General features: G+C 53.2%; 13 protein-coding genes. 4 read left to right on the top strand and 9 right to left on the bottom strand.

Translation table 11 applies throughout. The annotated features are described in order from the left end of the window. Nucleotides 1-105: 105 nt before the first annotated feature. Nucleotides 106-585 carry a L,D-transpeptidase family protein gene (locus tag VFA_RS12170; protein WP_004727133.1) on the bottom strand — a complete coding sequence of 160 codons (480 nt, stop codon included), beginning with the start codon at nucleotides 583-585 and terminating at the stop codon, nucleotides 106-108. 303 nt (nucleotides 586-888) lie between these two features. On the opposite strand from VFA_RS12170, the gene VFA_RS12165 reads away from it, so the two are divergent. Then, the gene (locus VFA_RS12165) at nucleotides 889-3,015 is read left to right on the top strand and encodes a GGDEF domain-containing protein (protein ID WP_038151687.1); all 2,127 of its coding nucleotides are present in this window, start codon (nucleotides 889-891) and stop codon (nucleotides 3,013-3,015) included. A 25-nt stretch (nucleotides 3,016-3,040) separates the two neighbouring features. Here the strand turns inward: VFA_RS12165 and VFA_RS12160 are convergent, their stop codons facing one another. From VFA_RS12160 to VFA_RS12130, 7 genes are all read right to left on the bottom strand, one after another. Then, complete coding sequence (locus VFA_RS12160) at nucleotides 3,041-3,760, bottom strand: SIMPL domain-containing protein (RefSeq protein WP_004727131.1); 720 nt, start codon at nucleotides 3,758-3,760, stop codon at nucleotides 3,041-3,043. Between the two features lie 73 nt (nucleotides 3,761-3,833). Further along, nucleotides 3,834-5,492: a BatD family protein gene (locus VFA_RS12155; RefSeq protein WP_232281711.1), complete on the bottom strand. Its 1,659-nt coding sequence runs from the start codon at nucleotides 5,490-5,492 to the stop codon at nucleotides 3,834-3,836. Between the two features lie 2 nt (nucleotides 5,493-5,494). After that, the gene (locus VFA_RS12150) at nucleotides 5,495-7,438 is read right to left on the bottom strand and encodes a VWA domain-containing protein (RefSeq protein ID WP_004727129.1); all 1,944 of its coding nucleotides are present in this window, start codon (nucleotides 7,436-7,438) and stop codon (nucleotides 5,495-5,497) included. Further along, nucleotides 7,431-8,399: a vWA domain-containing protein gene (locus VFA_RS12145; RefSeq protein ID WP_004727128.1), complete on the bottom strand. Its 969-nt coding sequence runs from the start codon at nucleotides 8,397-8,399 to the stop codon at nucleotides 7,431-7,433. Before VFA_RS12145 ends, VFA_RS12150 begins: the two co-directional genes overlap by 8 nt. Beyond that, nucleotides 8,386-8,871 (bottom strand): DUF4381 domain-containing protein, encoded by a 486-nt coding sequence (locus VFA_RS12140; RefSeq protein ID WP_014257658.1) that lies wholly within the window; start codon nucleotides 8,869-8,871, stop codon nucleotides 8,386-8,388. Before VFA_RS12140 ends, VFA_RS12145 begins: the two co-directional genes overlap by 14 nt. A 7-nt stretch (nucleotides 8,872-8,878) precedes the next feature. Beyond that, a complete protein-coding gene (locus tag VFA_RS12135; RefSeq protein WP_004727126.1) occupies nucleotides 8,879-9,802 on the bottom strand; it encodes a DUF58 domain-containing protein in 924 nt (307 codons plus the stop codon). Between the two features lie 9 nt (nucleotides 9,803-9,811). Next, the gene (locus VFA_RS12130) at nucleotides 9,812-10,768 is read right to left on the bottom strand and encodes an AAA family ATPase (protein ID WP_004727125.1); all 957 of its coding nucleotides are present in this window, start codon (nucleotides 10,766-10,768) and stop codon (nucleotides 9,812-9,814) included. Between the two features lie 301 nt (nucleotides 10,769-11,069). On the opposite strand from VFA_RS12130, the gene VFA_RS12125 reads away from it, so the two are divergent. Together VFA_RS12125 and VFA_RS12120 are read left to right on the top strand one after the other, a co-directional pair. Then, on the top strand, nucleotides 11,070-12,986 hold the full coding sequence (locus VFA_RS12125) for a methyl-accepting chemotaxis protein (protein WP_004727124.1): 1,917 nt from the start codon (nucleotides 11,070-11,072) through the stop codon (nucleotides 12,984-12,986). A gap of 62 nt (nucleotides 12,987-13,048) precedes the next feature. Continuing rightward, nucleotides 13,049-13,249, top strand: a complete 201-nt coding sequence (locus tag VFA_RS12120) for a restriction endonuclease subunit S domain-containing protein (RefSeq protein ID WP_004727123.1) — start codon at nucleotides 13,049-13,051, stop codon at nucleotides 13,247-13,249. A gap of 106 nt (nucleotides 13,250-13,355) precedes the next feature. Here VFA_RS12120 and VFA_RS12115 read toward each other — a convergent pair whose 3' ends face one another. Beyond that, a complete protein-coding gene (locus VFA_RS12115) occupies nucleotides 13,356-14,009 on the bottom strand; it encodes a DsbA family oxidoreductase (RefSeq protein WP_004727121.1) in 654 nt (217 codons plus the stop codon). A gap of 315 nt (nucleotides 14,010-14,324) precedes the next feature. Here VFA_RS12115 and VFA_RS12110 point away from each other — a divergent pair, with 315 nt between their 5' ends. Beyond that, entirely contained in the window at nucleotides 14,325-15,698 is a 1,374-nt protein-coding gene (locus VFA_RS12110) for an alpha-amylase family glycosyl hydrolase (protein ID WP_004727120.1), read from the top strand. Nucleotides 15,699-15,931 lie beyond the last annotated feature (233 nt).

Here is a 15,931-nt window from a genome sequence, read left to right as displayed (position 1 = left end):
AACAAATACTGTAGCTCAATCAGAGGATTAGTGGTGGTTTTTGTGGCGGAGAAAGTGAATAGGAATCACACAATGGCTTTGGCTGACGTCGTGTTGACGTTCGCTTTACCATTGAATTTCAATGGGAGTGCCAATTTTAACCAAACGCAGGAATTCATCCATTTCCTGATTGGTGATGGCAATGCAGCCGTTGGTCCAGTCAAAGCTCTGAATAAACTCGGGGCGACCTTGATAATCCAGCTTTAAGCCGTGAATTTTAATTTCGCCGCCCGGGTCAACGCCCAAGCTTTCCGCGTGGCGCTGATCGCGCAGGTTAGGGTAGCTGATGTGCATCGAACGATAAAAATTGGAGTGCTCGGTGATGAAGTCGAGGTAGTAGCGTCCTTCCGGCGTGCGTTGATCGCCCTCTTGCTGTTTGTGGCCTTTGGGGGCTTTTCCCAGCGCAATGCGAAATTCACGGATCACGTGCCCGTCGTCGATGAGATACATGCGACGTTTCGATTTGTCCACTTTCACCAATTCTACATCGGCGAAGGCGGTGGTACTCAACAGAGAAAAGAGGCAAAGCCAGACGATTTTGAGCATACACAGGATTCCGCAAACAGTGCCCGCTATTATGCGTGGCAAGCGATTGTTTGAGCCAGCGATGATTTGCTTTGGCTCGAAAAGTGTGAATTTATCCTGTCTTATTTCTGAGATTGTCGTATGACGGGCGATCTGAGGATGAAAATAATTGGAAACAACATCCCAAAAATGCCGTTTGGCTCCAGAATGCAAAAATTCGCGGTCTTGATTTGCGGCGTGCTTAACATCGGTTTCGGCGAATGATTGAAGCTTTGGGTGGATTTTTTAAGCTCTTGGTTAAGACTTCCACTTTCAGGCTTTTTTATGCTTTCTCGGACTTTGCTGAAATCGCTCTCTTCCTGCCGCAACGATCAGATGCTGGCTGACGCGACGTTTGCATTTCTGCAACCGTTACTCACACCGCGTGCGATGTCGATTTGCTACGCGCCGTCTTCATCACACCGCCCAGAAATACTGTTTGCGTGCGGCGATGCGACGCCGTTAAGCGAGTTCCCCGATACATTTTGGTCGTGGGCGGCACAATTCGAGACGTCTGATAGCCTCATTCCACTGGCGACTAATACGTGTGGCTGGGAGTATCGTGCTTTGATGGGCGGCGAAAGCTACCTACTCACGCTCGATGACCATACCGAGCGGCGCCGCTATTTACTGATTCAAGCCGTGGATGAGGATCGCGTGACGCAGATGCTCAATGAGGGCGAGCTGGATAGTTTGCACCTGATTGCAACTCGTTGGCAGTGCATTCGCGCTGAATCGGATGCGGCGCAAGAGTTCAAACATCGTGACATTCGTGAAGCCAAATACCGCGATGAAATCACCCAGCGTGAAACCTTTATCGACAACATGAAGCTGGTACACCAACTGACGCTGGAACTGGCGAACCCCGACAGTTTGGATGCATTGCATCGCACAGCGGTGGAGGCGGTGCGTGACCGTTTGGGCTTTGACCGCGTGGCGTTTTTTCTGCTCGACATGAAAAAGCGCTGCTTCATTGGTACTTATGGCACCGATGAACACGGCCAAACCATCAGCGAACATCACAGCCAGTACGATTTACATCAGTTGGAAGCGCGCTATCTCGACGCAATGGCCGACGGCAATTCAACCTTGGTGGTGATTGACGATGCACCGCTGTATACCGCGGGGCAGGTGATTGGCCAAGGTTGGAATGGCATGTTGCTGCTGCGCGATGGCGAGGATGTGTTTGGTTGGATCGCGATGGATAACTTCCTGCATCGTCAGCCGATCGATGCGTATCAAAAACAGATGCTGGAGTCGTTTGGGTCGCTGTTGGCGCAAATCTACATTCGCAAACGTCAGGAGCAGAACGTGCGTATGTTGCACGCCAGCATGGTGGAATTGTCACGCTGTTTGACGGTCAGCGATGTGTGTAAATCAGCGGTGGGGTTTGCCATCAACCGCATGGGCATTGATCGCATGGCGGTGTTTCTGACCGATGAAGCGTGCACCTATCTGCAAGGGACTTGGGGCACCAACATTCAGGGCAACATTGTGGATGAATCCTATTTTCGCTCAACGGTGGAACACAACGACATCGTGGCGTTGGCGCGCAGCCACCCGAGCGATGTGGTCTTCAAAGAGCAAGTGCCGATTTATCACGACAGCCGTATTGTCGGCTTTGGTTGGACTGCGATGACCATGCTGGCCGACAAAGGCAAACCGATCGCCTTTATTGCGGCGGACAACCTGATTCGTCGTTCTCCTTTGTCGTCGCAGTTGCGAGATGTGATTCGCATGTTTGCGTCCAACCTCACCGAAGTGTTACTGCGCGCCAAAGCGCAGCAGGCCATTAGCGAGCTGAACGAGAATCTGGAGCGCGAGGTGCGCAATCGCACACGCGATCTGCAAAAAGCCAACGAGAAGCTCGACCTGCTGGCCAAAATGGACCCGTTAACTCGCCTAGGCAATCGCCGCATGTTGACTCATCTGTTAGAACAAACGTGTGAACGTCGTGAGGCGTGCTGTGTCGACTTTGGGGTGATTCTGCTCGATATCGACCACTTTGGTCTGTTTAACAACCAATATGGCCACTTGGAAGGGGACATTGCGTTGATGCGTATCAGCAATATTCTCAGCCAGCACACGGCGGCGCACGATGAAGGGTTCTGCCGTATTGGCGGTGAAGAGTTTATTTTGCTGCTGGCGGATCATTCACCGCAGCAAGTGGAAGCCTTGGCCGAGAGCATTCGTGCCAGCGTTGAGAATGAACGGATTGTGCACGGTTGTAATCCTGATGGCGACTGGTTGACGGTGTCGATTGGCTTTGCCGTGGCGCGCATTCAGCCAAGTGAAATTCAGTTTGATCAAATGTACACCCAGGCGGATAAAGCCTTGTATGACGCGAAAAATCGCGGGCGTAACCGTGTGGTTGGGGCGCATCAAACGGCCTGCACCCACGCACAGGCCTGAAGTGCATTCGTCAGACAGCAAGTCATTAATCAGACAAAAAATATTCGACCGTTGACACGACGCGCACTTTTTTCACATACGGCGTGTTGTTGTCGCGATCGACTATCGAAAACTGGCCTTGGGTCGCGCGCTTTATTTTGCCGAGGCTGCTTTGTGAATCAGAGGCAAACTTCTCGGCCACATCACGCGCCTGTTTGGTCGCCTCTTCAATCATCGCCGGCTTGATGTCGTTCAAGCCAGAAAACAGATATTCCACTCTATTGTTGTAATTGTCGTGATTAAACACGATGCCTTGTTTGCCCAATTGACCGATTTGGCTGATGGCTTGGCGAACCAATTCCACGTGCGTGCTATAGACGGTGACGGTTTGCGTGCCAAGATAGCGATATTCAATGCGCGCTTCGCCCCCGTATTGCTGCGCTTTTTTGTCGATGACCGACGGCGCCGAGAGCGAAATGGCGGCGGCATCGATACCTTGCTGCGCCAGGAACTGCATCACCTGTTGGGTTTGTGCATCCAAAGCGGTCAATAGGTTGGGCAGGTCGTTGTCGGCCAAGGTGAACTGAATGGGCCAGATGACGGTGTCGGCAGGCACTTCTCGCTCGGAGAGGCCTTTGACCGTGACGATACGGTCGTATTCCTTGAACTTCACCGCCGCCTGTTGCACGAAGTAGCCCAGCAGCCCGAGCCCCAGTAAGAGGCTGACGCCGAGTGTCAGCGCTGATTTGGTGTTGAATTGCGTCATGTTGGTCTCCTTTCCACTCAACACCGACAGCGTAGACCAAACCATCGGCGTTGAGTTAGGCGTCAGATCACGTTCATAGATTGGCTAACGGTGATTTGACTTGTTTCTTACGTTTGAGCTGCTGCTGTTCAATGGCTTTCACCACACGTTTCAGTTCACCGCTGCGATAGGTGCTCGGCTGGGCGGAATAGCGTGCTTGGTTGAGTTCGTGCAGCGCCAAGGTTAATTGCGCCGTTTCTGCATCGGTCAGCGTGACCTGTTGCATCCACACCGTGAGGGCGCGTGAAATGGCAATGCCGTCGTCGTTTTTCAACGCTTGTTGCAATTGTGCATAGGCGCTCAGGTCGGCAGGCGAAACGGGCGCTTGTTGCGTCACGCTGGACGAGGATTTCCAGCGCCAAGCCAGCCCCAGCGTGAGGAGCCAGAGCAGGGCAAACAGCGCGGTCAAGTAAGGCCAAAATCCAGCATCGTTGACGGTGACCGTTTGCACTTGCGCGGGTGCAGCAGGCAGCGGCGTTGATGCGGTCACGGTGCTCGGTTCACCTGCCGCCACGCTCAACGTGAGGCCATCAGCGCTGGCGGTTTTCTGCGCTTTGGTGACGGTGTCCCACCACTGCATCGCCACCTTTGGCAGCGTGATGTCGCCCGTTTGACGTGGGATCAGCACTTGTTTGAGCGTCATGGTGACATCGCCGTTATCGAGCGTCGCAAACTGCGGCTTTTCGTCATACACCCTTACCGAATCGGGGTAGGTGAGATGAATGTTGGGCAGTTGTTCTTGTGTCAAACCGGTGACTTGCACGGTCACTTCACGCGTGATCGAATCGCCCACTTTGGTGGCGTAGCGGCTGCCGCTAATCGGCTTGCCTTGACTGTCGAGCCACTGCTCACGCAAGGTGAGTTGGCTGGTGGGAAGCCAAGTGCCTTGATAGTCGGCGGGTTTGGGTTCCACATGAATGGTGTAGGTCTTTGGCGTGGTTTTCAGTGGCAGAATTCGTGTGCCGCCGTTGTAACTGCTGCCGTAGATCAGCGCGCCTTGCAGGCTCGGTTCGGTGAGGGTGAAGTCACCCGCTTGGCTTGCGGTAATGCGAAAATCTTGATCGACAATCGTGACCTGAATGCCATCCATCACGGTTTGGTATTGGTTGGGCTCGCTCGCCGCTTTCAGTTCCATGCCGTCGATGGTCGGTGGCGCGATTTTCGGATCTTGCAAACGGCGTGGATCGGCTTTGATGATCAAACGTGCTTTAAAGAGTGCACTTTCGTTTGGATACAGCGTCGAACGCGACAATTGGCTGCGAACTTCAACCAGATCGTCACTGCTGGGCGCTTGTTCATCCTGCGTCACTTGAATCGCAATCGGCTGTGTTTTAGCGCCATGGAGTTCAAAACTTGGAATGGTCACCACGCCGAGGCGATTGGCCGCCAACGACACTGTCCATTCGCTGCGGTTGCTGCGGCTACCATTGATGATGTTCATGGATGAGCTGAAACTCGGACGACTCATAAAGAAATCTTGGTCCAGCGCGCTGAAATCAAGGTCGTCACCGGACGCTTTCTGATCACTGACCACCGTCAATTGGAACACTTCGTTCTTGACGACTTTGTTTTTGCTGACACTGGCGTAAACCGTGGCAGCCTGTGCTGACACACTGATAAGGCACATCAGCAGGGTGCTCAATCCGACAAGAAGACGATTGAGCGGGGAGAGACGAGGTTGTAACAATTTCATGATCACCACTTCTTACCTTGAGTTTGTGGAGGCTCTCTGTCTTGCGCCTGCAAATAGAGTTGCGCGCGCAGCAATTGGCTTGGATCGCGCGCACTTTCGACCTGTTCGAGTTTTCTGAGCTGCGGGTCAACGCTCTGAGTCGTCGGCTTCGCCTGAGCAGTGACATCCGTTGGCGGCGGCGCATGCGGGTCGGACGCTGGGGCAGACGCTGCTTGCGCTTGGCTTGCTTGCGCTGATTGCTCATGATCAGCTTTGGCTTGCGATTCTTGCGGCGTATTTTGCTCGCCATGTTGTGGCTTTGAATTCTGCCCTTGGGAGCGCGCAGGTGCGTTCTGCGGGTTTTGCTGCGAATTGGCCTGCGCCTCAGACGGGTTGGCAGAATCTGAGTTTTGCGCCGATTGATTCGACGCCTGATTCGACGACTGGGACGGGTTCTGCTCATCTTTGGCGGTTTGTGATGACGAGTTTTGCGCAGCCTTACTTTGATCGCCATTTGAAGACGATGGATTTGGCTTTTGCTCAGAACCCTGCGACGATTTTTGTTGCTGTTGCTGTTGCTGTTGCTGTTGCTGTTGCTGTTGCTGTTGCTGTTGCTGTTGCTGTTGCTGTTTTAGCGCCTGCTCAACCACTTGCAGATTGTGTTTGGCATCCGCGTTGTCAGGGTCGGTTTGGAGTAACTGTTGGTAGCGGTCGCGCGCTTGTTCCAGTTGACCGGCTTGGGCGTAGGCATTGGCCAGATTGTATTGGGTGCGGCTGTCGGGGGCTGCGACTTGCGAAAACGCGTCAATTGCACCTTGATAATCTTTTGCTTCATAGCGAGCAATGCCCTGCCATTGCGGGTCCGTAAATTGCTCGGCGGCATGCTGATAATCTTTCTGCTCAAAGGCTTGCATGGCTTGTTGATTGCGGTTGAGCCAAGGCGACGCTTCAGCCGTTGGGGCGTGTAATCCGAACGTCACGCCAAGCAGCGCGACGAACACAAAGCCACGGCGAAAGAGTAGCAGAGCAGGCACCAGCAGAATGAGAGCCAGCCAATAGCCTTGATTGACATGATCGCGGATGGTTTGTGCATTTTTGCTGCCAGTGACCGGATGTTCGCTGCGCGTTTCGGCGAGAATGCGTTCAACATCCGAACCGTCCGCACGATAAGGCGTAAACACGCCATTCACCGCTGACGCCAGCGACTGCATGGTGGCAAAGTCGGTACGGGCGACGACGGTTTGGCCCGCATCGGTTTTGAGTAGCGAGCCGTCATCCAGCAGGATCGGCGCGCCGGCTTGGGTGCCAATGCCGACAATCATCAGTTTCCACTGGGTGCCTTCAAGTAGCGCGCGAATGGCTTTACTTTCGCTTGCATCGAGATCGTCAGCCAGCAGAATGATGTCGCCGCGATTGAGTCCGGCGTTTTTGAGCATTTCAATTGCCCGTTGGACGCCCGTTGCCGCATTTGCGCCGGGAAACGGCATGATTTCCGGCGATAGGTTGGGCACCAAATTGGCAATCGTTGCGCTGTCGCTGGTCAACGGGCTGACGGTGTAGGCATCACCGGCGTAGGCCACCAAGCCCGTGCTACCTTCTGGCCAGCCTTTGAGGAGATCCAGCACTTTGTAGCGCGCTTGTGCCAATCGATTCGGTTTGATGTCGGTCGCGTGCAGTGACAACGACATGTCCATCACCACCACACGCGCGTTGTTGGCGCTGTAACTCGGACGTGGCTGGGTCTCAAAACTCGGGCCTGCCAATGCCGTCACGGCAATCAGCCAGCCGAGTGCGACGAGGTGCAACGCGCCGCGTTGGTTTTTGGGGCTGGCAAGGCCCAACGCTGTGGCAAGGTGCGGCGCAATCAGCGTTTGGTTTTTCGACCGGCGGCTTAACCACAGCACCAGTCCGCCCAAGGGAATTAGAGCCCAGAACCACTGCGGCGAGAGGAAGACGAAATCAGACATGGTTTCTCCTCACCAGAATCAGCACCACCGACAGCAACAGTGAGAACGCCAATGGATAACCAAACCATTCGCTTTGCGGGCGCCAAGTTTGGCTGGCTTTGCTGATCGGTTCAAGCTGGTTGATGGTGTCGTAAATGTGTTGCAAATCTTGCTGATTGCGCGCGCGGAAGTATTGGCCGCCGGTTTCATCGGCAATGGCTTGCAAGGTTTTTTCATCCAGATCTTCGGCGGTGTTGATTTTACGGGTCATGAAGAACTCTTTGACCATCATCTCGCCCGCACCAACGCCGACGGTGTAAATGGTGGTGTGATATTTCTTGGCGATTTTGGCCGCTTCCATCGGATCAAGCACGCCTGAGGTGTTGCTGCCGTCACTGAGCAGAATCATCACGCGTTGCGGCGCATCGCTGTCGATAAACGTTTTGGTGGCCAAACCAATGCCTTCACCAATCGCGGTTTGGGTGCCGATTAAGCGCAGTACGGCTTGGTTGAGCTGCTGAGCGATGGTTTGACGATCGAGTGTCAGCGGCGTTTGCAGATACGCGTGGTCGGCAAAGAAAATCAACCCGAGACGGTCGCCTTGGCGCTTGGCAATAAAATCAGACAGCACCTGTTTGACGGCGCTGAGACGATCGATGAATTGATCGCCGGATTTCATGTCCTGCTGGCTCATGGAGTATGACAAATCGACCACCAACATCATGTCGCGGTGTTTGGGCGAGGTGGTGACGGGGTCGCCGTACCACACAGGACGCGCCGCCGCGGTCACTAAACCGATCCAAAGTGCGATCACCAAGCCTTTGGTGAACCATTGTCGCGGCGCGATGGTTTGATGTTGTTGAGGAAGGTAGGGCAGTTGAATGGCTGCCCTTTCTTTTACCGGCGGTAAAAAACGATACACAATCAGCGGCAGTGGCAACAGAACAAACAGCCACCACCATACAAATTCAATGTTTGCCAACGCTTACGGGTCTCCTTTTCTTTGGCGGCAACGCATCATTCACCCATTGATAGCAGTCTGCGACCAACGCGTCGGCGTCGGCGATTTTCTGCTTTTGATACAAGGCTTGCTGCCACACAGTTTCATTCGGCACAAATAGGGGGCGACCCACCTGCGTATCGAGGAAGGTGTACCACGCGTTGCCCGTCAGATGAGCGATTTCTTCACGTGGAAAATAACAAAGCGCCGCTTGTCTGAGCAGTTCAATCGCCGACGACGGCGTTTGCTTCAGATGCGGGTTGAGCAGACGCAGCGCCGTTTTCTTCGGTGCCATGCGTTTACGTTTCCAGCGAATCACCAACATGATAATTACGACAACCAAAACAATGCTTGCCGCACCAGCCCACCATCCCCAGGCCAAAGGCCACCAAGTGGGTGCGTCAGGCAGATGCAGTGCATTCAATTCAAGCGGTGTCGACGATGTTTCCTTCATATATTTATTATCCGGACAGTTGTTGCAGCAAAGGGATCTCACAAGTCAGTGAGCGATAATCCATCTCCATAGATTGGCTCAATGATTTTAGTTTTTCTTTTTGAGATTCAAAGGCTTTTTTGATACCTGAACGCGTACTATTTATCGAAAAGTTGAGCCAACGCGCTTGTTGGTTATCTGTGACGCGTTCGACACCGCGAAATGCGGTGTTCCCTTGCTCCAGCGGGTCATAAATATGTACCAAGCGGACGCGGTTATGCTTACGCAGTTGGTTGAATAAGGGTTTGAGTGAGTCGTCGTAGCGAACGAAATCACTGATCAAAATGACTTCGCTGCCTTTGGGGCACAGGCGGTTGAGCACTTGCAGTGCGTTGTGCAGCGGCGCTTGTTCCGGCGGATGACTGCTGAGCGCTTCTTGTTGCGCATTGACTAACTGTGCCATTAACTGCAGTGGCCCTTGGCGGCGACTGGTCGGTTTGAGTTCAATCTGTCGATGCCCCAAATCGATCACCGCACCGACGCGATCATTTTGCGCCACGGAGAGCCAACTGATCAGGCTGGCGACATGCGCCGCTTGCACCGATTTGAGCATCAATTGCGAACCAAATTGCATCGATGCGCTTAAATCGATGTATAGCACCACTGGTTTTTCGCGCTCTTCGGTAAACAGCTTGGTGTGCGGTTTGCCCGTGCGTGCCGTGACGCGCCAATCGATGGTACGAATGTCGTCGCCGGGTTGATACTGGCGCACTTCCGCAAAGTCCATGCCGCGGCCCAAGCTGCGGCTTTGGTGCTGACCAGCCATCTGCGTCCACAGGCTGCGCGCCGGCGGCAGCCAGCGCACACTTTGCTGTTGATAGGGCAGCAGTTCTTCAAGGCATAGCGTCACGCCGTTGGCGTGCGGGGGCAATTGTTGAGGGGAGGTAGCCATGAGTCGACCTTACGCGCTACCAACCAACGAGAGCAGATGCGCAATCACCTGATTGGGATGCACGCCTTCGGCTTGTGCTTGATAGGTCAGCAGCAGGCGATGGCGCATCACTGGGAACAGCATTGCTTGCACATCGTCGGGGCTGACAAAATCACGCCCGTTTAACCACGCATGGGCGCGGGCGCAGCGATCGAGCGCAATGGTGGCGCGGGGGCTGACGCCCAGTTCAATCCACTCGGCAAGTTTGCTGTCGTATTGCGCGGGATGACGTGTGGCCATCACCAAACGAATCACGTAATGCTCAATCGCTTCTGACATGTGGATCGCCAATACTTCCTGACGCGCGGCAAAAATCAGTGCTTGCGTCACGACTGGCGGCGTCGCTGTTGCACTGCCTTGGGCTTCGCCGCGATTAAGGCGCAAAATCGCCAGTTCGTGTTCGGCGCTGGGGTAATCCACATCCAGATGCAGCAAAAAACGGTCAAGCTGCGCTTCTGGTAGCGGGTAAGTGCCTTCTTGCTCAATCGGGTTTTGCGTCGCCATCACCAAAAACAGCTCGGGCAACGGGTAGGTTTGGCGCCCCGCAGTGATCTGCTTTTCCGCCATCGCTTCAAGCATGGCGGCCTGTACTTTGGCAGGTGCGCGGTTGATCTCATCGGCGAGGATCAGCGAGTTAAAAATCGGCCCGGATTGAAAGGTAAATTCACCGGTTTCTGGGCGGTAAATGTCGGTGCCGGTTAAATCGGCGGGCAGCAAATCGGGGGTGAATTGAATGCGGTGAAAATCCCCTTCAATGCAATCGGCAAGGGATTTCACGGCGCGTGTTTTTGCCAGCCCCGGAGGCCCTTCCACCAAAATGTGGCCGTCGGCCAACAGCGCGACGAGCAGTTGTTCCACCAGCGATGCTTGGCCGATGACTTGTTGATTTAGATAGGTCTGTAATGTTTGAAAAGTCTGTGACTGCATGAAACCCAACTCTCCTTGGAGCTTATCTACCCTGCTTACTCTGGGCATTTAGTGAGTGTTTTGTCTGAAAAAGTTCCGAAAAACTTCGACGCAGATATCGTTTGGCGAAAAGTTAGCCGTTTATGACGTACATCGACCATGCTTAGTGGGGGCAGATGAGAAATTTCGTCATGCCATACCTGCAAATTTGTGAAACATAAGAAAATTCTTACATAAAAATCAGATATAACTCTCAAGATTTCATTCGAGTGGCCGACAAGTTGCTCGTTAACAGCATGAGCCAGAGTAGAAGGCGGAGAAGATGTTCAAATTCAACACAATGACCATTAAACAAAAGGTGGTGCTCGGGATTACCCTTGCCGTGCTCGCCTCGACCATCATTTTAGGGGTGATGGCGCAACGTCAGGCGCGTGATGTGCTTGAACATCGTTTGGTAGACATTGAGCTGCCGTCGATGTTGGAGCAGATCAGTGCGCAAATCGATCGTGAAGTGAGCACGCTGCTGCAGGCGTCGGAACAGATCGCGAACAACGAATTCATCAAACAAGCGATCACCAACGAGTCCATCGACCCGACGCAGCAAGCGGTGCTGATTCAACAGCTCAACAACGTGCGTAGCCAATACAAGTTGAATGACGCGTCTGTGGCGAACCGTAACACCGCGAATTACTGGAACCAGAACGGTTTCCTACGCAAGCTGAATCAGCAGCAGGATGGCTGGTTCTTTGGCTTTACGTCGTCGGGCAATGCGACCATGGTCAGCATGTTCCAAGAGGCAACGGGCGAAGTGAAAATGTTTGCCAACTATCAGGTGGTGAACGGCGTCAGCATGTCGGGTTTGTCGAAATCGATGGATGACATGGTGAAGCTTCTAAACGGCTTTAAGATTGAAGACAGCGGCTTTGTGTTTCTGACCGATGCCAAAGGCAACATCCAAATTCACCGTCAAAAGAGTCAGGCCAAAGCGTCGTTGGACAGTTTGTATGGCGCAGCGTCCAACCAGCTGCTGAACAAATCTGGCTTTAACTTGATCACAACCGACTACCAAGGCGAGCAAGTGTTTGTCGCCAGTCTGTACATCAAATCAATGGACTGGTTCGTGATTGGCACCGTGCCGGTCAATGAAGTGTTTGCCGACCTCGATCAAATGGCGCAGCGTATGCTGATCATCACCATCGTGGTTGCGGCGATCTTCATCGTGATGGGGATTGTGCTGGCCAACAGCATTGCCAACCCGATTCGCCAAATCGCGCAGCGCTTTACGGATCTCGGTAAAGGTGACGGTGATCTGTCGCAGCGCATTGCGATCGACGGCAAAGATGAAATTGCGCAGCTCTCGTTGGGCTTTAACGGTTTCATTGAGAAGATCCATCAATCGATGAGAGAGGTGGCATCGACCAGTCATTCGCTGCAAGTGGCGGCAGAAACGGTGTCGCACAAAGCCAATACCACACACGACAACAGTCAGCAGCAGCGTGACCAAACCATTCAGGTGGTGACGGCGATTAACCAAATGGGCGCGACGATTTCTGAAATTGCATCCAATGCGGCCACGGCGGCAGAAACCGCGAATCAGGCGTCTGGCAACACAGACGAAGGCCGCGTGGTGGTGAACAAAGCCAAAGATGCGATCAGCCGATTGGCGGCAGACATCGAAAGTACCGGTCAGGTGGTGCAACAACTGGCGTCAACCACGCAAGATATTGGCTCGATTCTGGATGTGATTCGCGATATTTCAGACCAAACCAACTTGTTGGCGCTCAACGCAGCGATTGAAGCGGCGCGCGCCGGTGAACAAGGACGCGGCTTTGCGGTGGTGGCGGATGAAGTGCGTAATCTGGCCAGTCGTACTGCCTCATCGACCGAAGAGATTCAAAAGATGATCAACCAGCTGCAAAGCGATGCCAAAGATGCGGTGTCGGCGATGTCGGCGGGGATTGCGGTCACGTCCGAGGGCGTTTCCTCATCAGATGAAGCGGTGCAGGTGCTAGTGAGCATTTCGGATCGCATTCACGACATTTCGGATCGCAACACGCAAGTGGCCACCGCGACTGAGGAGCAATCAACGGTGGTTCACACCATCAACCAAAACATCGAAGAAATCAATGCCATCAACGAAGTCACCACCAGCACGGCGGAAGAGTTGGCGGAAGCGAGCCAAGAGCTGCGTGACCTGTCTGCGCGTCTAGATAAGATGGTTGGTAGCTTTAAGCTCTAGAATCCGGCGGGGGAGTTGGGTAAACTCCCCCTCAGTGATTTTTGAATGATTAGGTAAGTACAATGAGCGATTTTGAGAAAGAACTGGAGCTGATGTCTCAGGAAATGGGTGATGAGCCGGAAGTGGCGCTGCCAAGCCTGGAAGAACAGAAAGCGATTGCGGCTGAGCTGAAAAAGCTGGAAGCCGAAGGCAAACTGACCCCGGAAGTGATGGAACAGTACTTCGGTCAGTTCTTCGCAAAATCAGACCGACCAGTTCACTAAGCGAAGTGGCACGTTTGAATTGAAAAGGCACCTCGCGGTGCCTTTTTCTTTTTCTGCGCAGGGGCAGGGTGTGCGCGAGCGCGAATCAACCGGCGGTGAATCACCCTTAATGCGTGGGGGACTTGCTCAGGATTTCGCGCAGCAGCTTGAGTAAACTCTCGGTCGTTTGCGCGCCAGAGACAATGTGCCGCTGCTCAATGATGATCGCGGGCACGGCGTGAATCCCGGCTTGTAACCACTGCTGTTCGGTGTTGGCCACTGCGGTGGCCCACGATTCATCGGCCAGCACTTGCGCGCATTCACTACGGCTGAGGCCGACTTGCTCAGCAAGGCTGAGTAGCACGTCGTCCTCATCCATTGCCAAACCGTGGCAGAAATAGGCTTCAAATAAAGCCATTTCTAAGGCGGCTTGCTTATAATGCCGGTTGGCCCACATCAATAATTGGTGTGCTTTGCGGGTATTGTAGATGCGCATGTCATCGTGAAAGTGAAAGGTAAAGCCGACTTCTTGCCCAAAACGGATGAGCGAGTCGCGCGCCTGCTGGCTCGCTTGCGGTGTGGTGTCGTATTTGCGCGCCAGATGCTCGCGCAGATTTTCGCCGCCCGGCGCCAGTGTCGGGTTGAGTTCAAAAGGATGCCAATAAATTTCGGCCTGAACTTCGTTTGACAGGATGCTGAGTGCGGCTTGCAGCCTTTTGTAACCGATGATGCACCAAGGGCAAACAACATCGGAGACGATGTCAATTCGAAGTGTACGCATAGTCATCTCCGTCGTAACCATGAATGAAACCCTAACCGCTTGAATTGACTCAGTGATGAGCAGAATTGTCAGCCAGAAAGGGTTAGAAGCATGCAACTCAGTATAGCTTTTGCATCATGCGTTACTTGGGAGTGAGTCAAAGTTTAACCAAATCGGTGCAATCGAGTGAGTCTACGCCCTGTCGCTCACCCACAAATTATTTGTGCAAGGGGGATTGCGCCGCGATTGGTCGATTTATAATCAGCAACAATATTAGCAAGCTGCATTCATTATTTTCCGTATTCTTCGCTTGCTGACGTAGAAGGAGCATAAATCATGATCAGTTCTCATCCAACGGATGTCATTTTGCATGCGTTCGACTGGCCATATTCTCTGATTGCAGAACGTGCCGAGACGATTGAACAGGCGGGCTATAAAGCCGTGTTGGTGTCACCGCCGATGAAATCTTACCAACACCCATCGGGCACACCGTGGTGGCAGCGCTATCAGCCACAGGATTATCGCGTTATCGACAATCAGCTGGGGGACACGCAAGACTTCATTCGCATGGTGGATGCGCTGCGCGCGCGGGACTTGTGGGTGTACGCTGATGTGGTGTTTAACCACATGGCCAACGAATCCAAACAGCGTTTGGATCTGCAATACCCGAGTGACGCGGACATGGCGGCCTATCGCCAGCGGCCGGATTACTACCAAAAACAGTGCCTGTTTGGCGATTTGTCTCAGCCACTGTTTGAAGAAGACGACTTCGTCGAAGCCTTTGGCATCAACGATTGGAAAGACAAATGGCAGGTGCAAAACGGACGGATCACGGGCGGCCCGCATGACCAAGGTCTGCCAACGCTGCGTGATAACGACCATGTGGTCGCGCAGCAACAAAATTACTTGGTGGCATTGAAAAAGCTGGGCGTCAAAGGCTTTCGCATTGATGCCGCAAAACACATGACCATTGCGCATTTGAAGAAGGTTTGGACCGACGCGATTGCACACGATGTGCATATTTTCGGCGAAATCATCACCGATGGTGGGGCGACCAAAGAAGAGTATCAACTGTTCTTGCAGCCATATTTGGCCGAGACGCGCTTGGGGGCGTATGACTTTCCGCTATTTCAAACGCTGTTTAATGCCCTGCAACAGAGCGGTAGCTTAAAAGGGTTGATTGATCCGTATTGTTTCGGGGATGCGTTGTCGAAAGAGCGGGCGATCACGTTTGCGATTACCCATGACATTCCCAACAACGACGTGTTCGCCAATTTGGTGATGTCTCCGGAACGCGAAGCGTTGGCTTACAGCTATGTGTTGGGGCGAGATGGCGGGGTGCCGTTGATCTACACCGATCTGGATCCGAGCGGCATTCGCAATGCGCAAGGTGAGCCGCGCTGGCAACAGAGCTGGCACGAGCCACACATGGTGGCGCGAATTGCGTTTCATAACCGCATGCATGGGCTGCCGATGGTCAATCTTGAAGCCAATGATGATTTGTTGGTGTTCAGCCGAGGTGAGCAAGGGGTGGTGATCATCAATAAATCGTCCCGCAGCCAGACGGTTGAATTGAATTGGCCACAGGCGTTAACCGATGTGTTGAGTGATGACGTGTTCGCATCGAACGGTACACACGTGCAGATTGACACCGCGCCCATGACGAGTCGCATGTTGTGGGTTGCGCCTGACGCGCAGACAAAAAAATAGCCGCGGCGGTGGCTGCGGCTTAAATTTCGACAACGATCGAAAAGACAGGGAGGTCATATCCTTATCAGCGAGGATAGGTGATTGATTTTATTCGTCTGAAAAATGGTTTGTGCTTTATTAGTGACAGCGTTCTGTTAAAAAGCGTCAATTTGTCAGGCTCCTGCCAGTTTATTTATTGTTTTCATGAATCACAAAATTGATGTTCTATAATTGAGCTGTATGTCAATAAGTGG

This window comes from Vibrio furnissii CIP 102972, from assembly GCF_000176175.1.
Taxonomy (GTDB): Bacteria; Pseudomonadota; Gammaproteobacteria; order Enterobacterales; family Vibrionaceae; genus Vibrio; species Vibrio furnissii.
This window is presented reverse-complemented; position numbering and strand designations above follow the sequence as displayed.

What these genes read in the sequence shown, in the direction of transcription:
- VFA_RS12170 (WP_004727133.1), bottom strand. Translation starts at nt 585, where the DNA reads ATGCTCAAAATCGTCTGGCTTTGCCTCTTTTCTCTGTTGAGTACCACC.
- VFA_RS12165 (WP_038151687.1), top strand. Translation starts at nt 889, where the DNA reads ATGCTTTCTCGGACTTTGCTGAAATCGCTCTCTTCCTGCCGCAACGAT.
- VFA_RS12160 (WP_004727131.1), bottom strand. Translation starts at nt 3,760, where the DNA reads ATGACGCAATTCAACACCAAATCAGCGCTGACACTCGGCGTCAGCCTC.
- VFA_RS12155 (WP_232281711.1), bottom strand. Translation starts at nt 5,492, where the DNA reads ATGAAATTGTTACAACCTCGTCTCTCCCCGCTCAATCGTCTTCTTGTC.
- VFA_RS12150 (WP_004727129.1), bottom strand. Translation starts at nt 7,438, where the DNA reads ATGTCTGATTTCGTCTTCCTCTCGCCGCAGTGGTTCTGGGCTCTAATT.
- VFA_RS12140 (WP_014257658.1), bottom strand. Translation starts at nt 8,871, where the DNA reads ATGAAGGAAACATCGTCGACACCGCTTGAATTGAATGCACTGCATCTG.
- VFA_RS12135 (WP_004727126.1), bottom strand. Translation starts at nt 9,802, where the DNA reads ATGGCTACCTCCCCTCAACAATTGCCCCCGCACGCCAACGGCGTGACG.
- VFA_RS12130 (WP_004727125.1), bottom strand. Translation starts at nt 10,768, where the DNA reads ATGCAGTCACAGACTTTTCAAACATTACAGACCTATCTAAATCAACAA.
- VFA_RS12125 (WP_004727124.1), top strand. Translation starts at nt 11,070, where the DNA reads ATGTTCAAATTCAACACAATGACCATTAAACAAAAGGTGGTGCTCGGG.
- VFA_RS12120 (WP_004727123.1), top strand. Translation starts at nt 13,049, where the DNA reads ATGAGCGATTTTGAGAAAGAACTGGAGCTGATGTCTCAGGAAATGGGT.
- VFA_RS12115 (WP_004727121.1), bottom strand. Translation starts at nt 14,009, where the DNA reads ATGCGTACACTTCGAATTGACATCGTCTCCGATGTTGTTTGCCCTTGG.
- VFA_RS12110 (WP_004727120.1), top strand. Translation starts at nt 14,325, where the DNA reads ATGATCAGTTCTCATCCAACGGATGTCATTTTGCATGCGTTCGACTGG.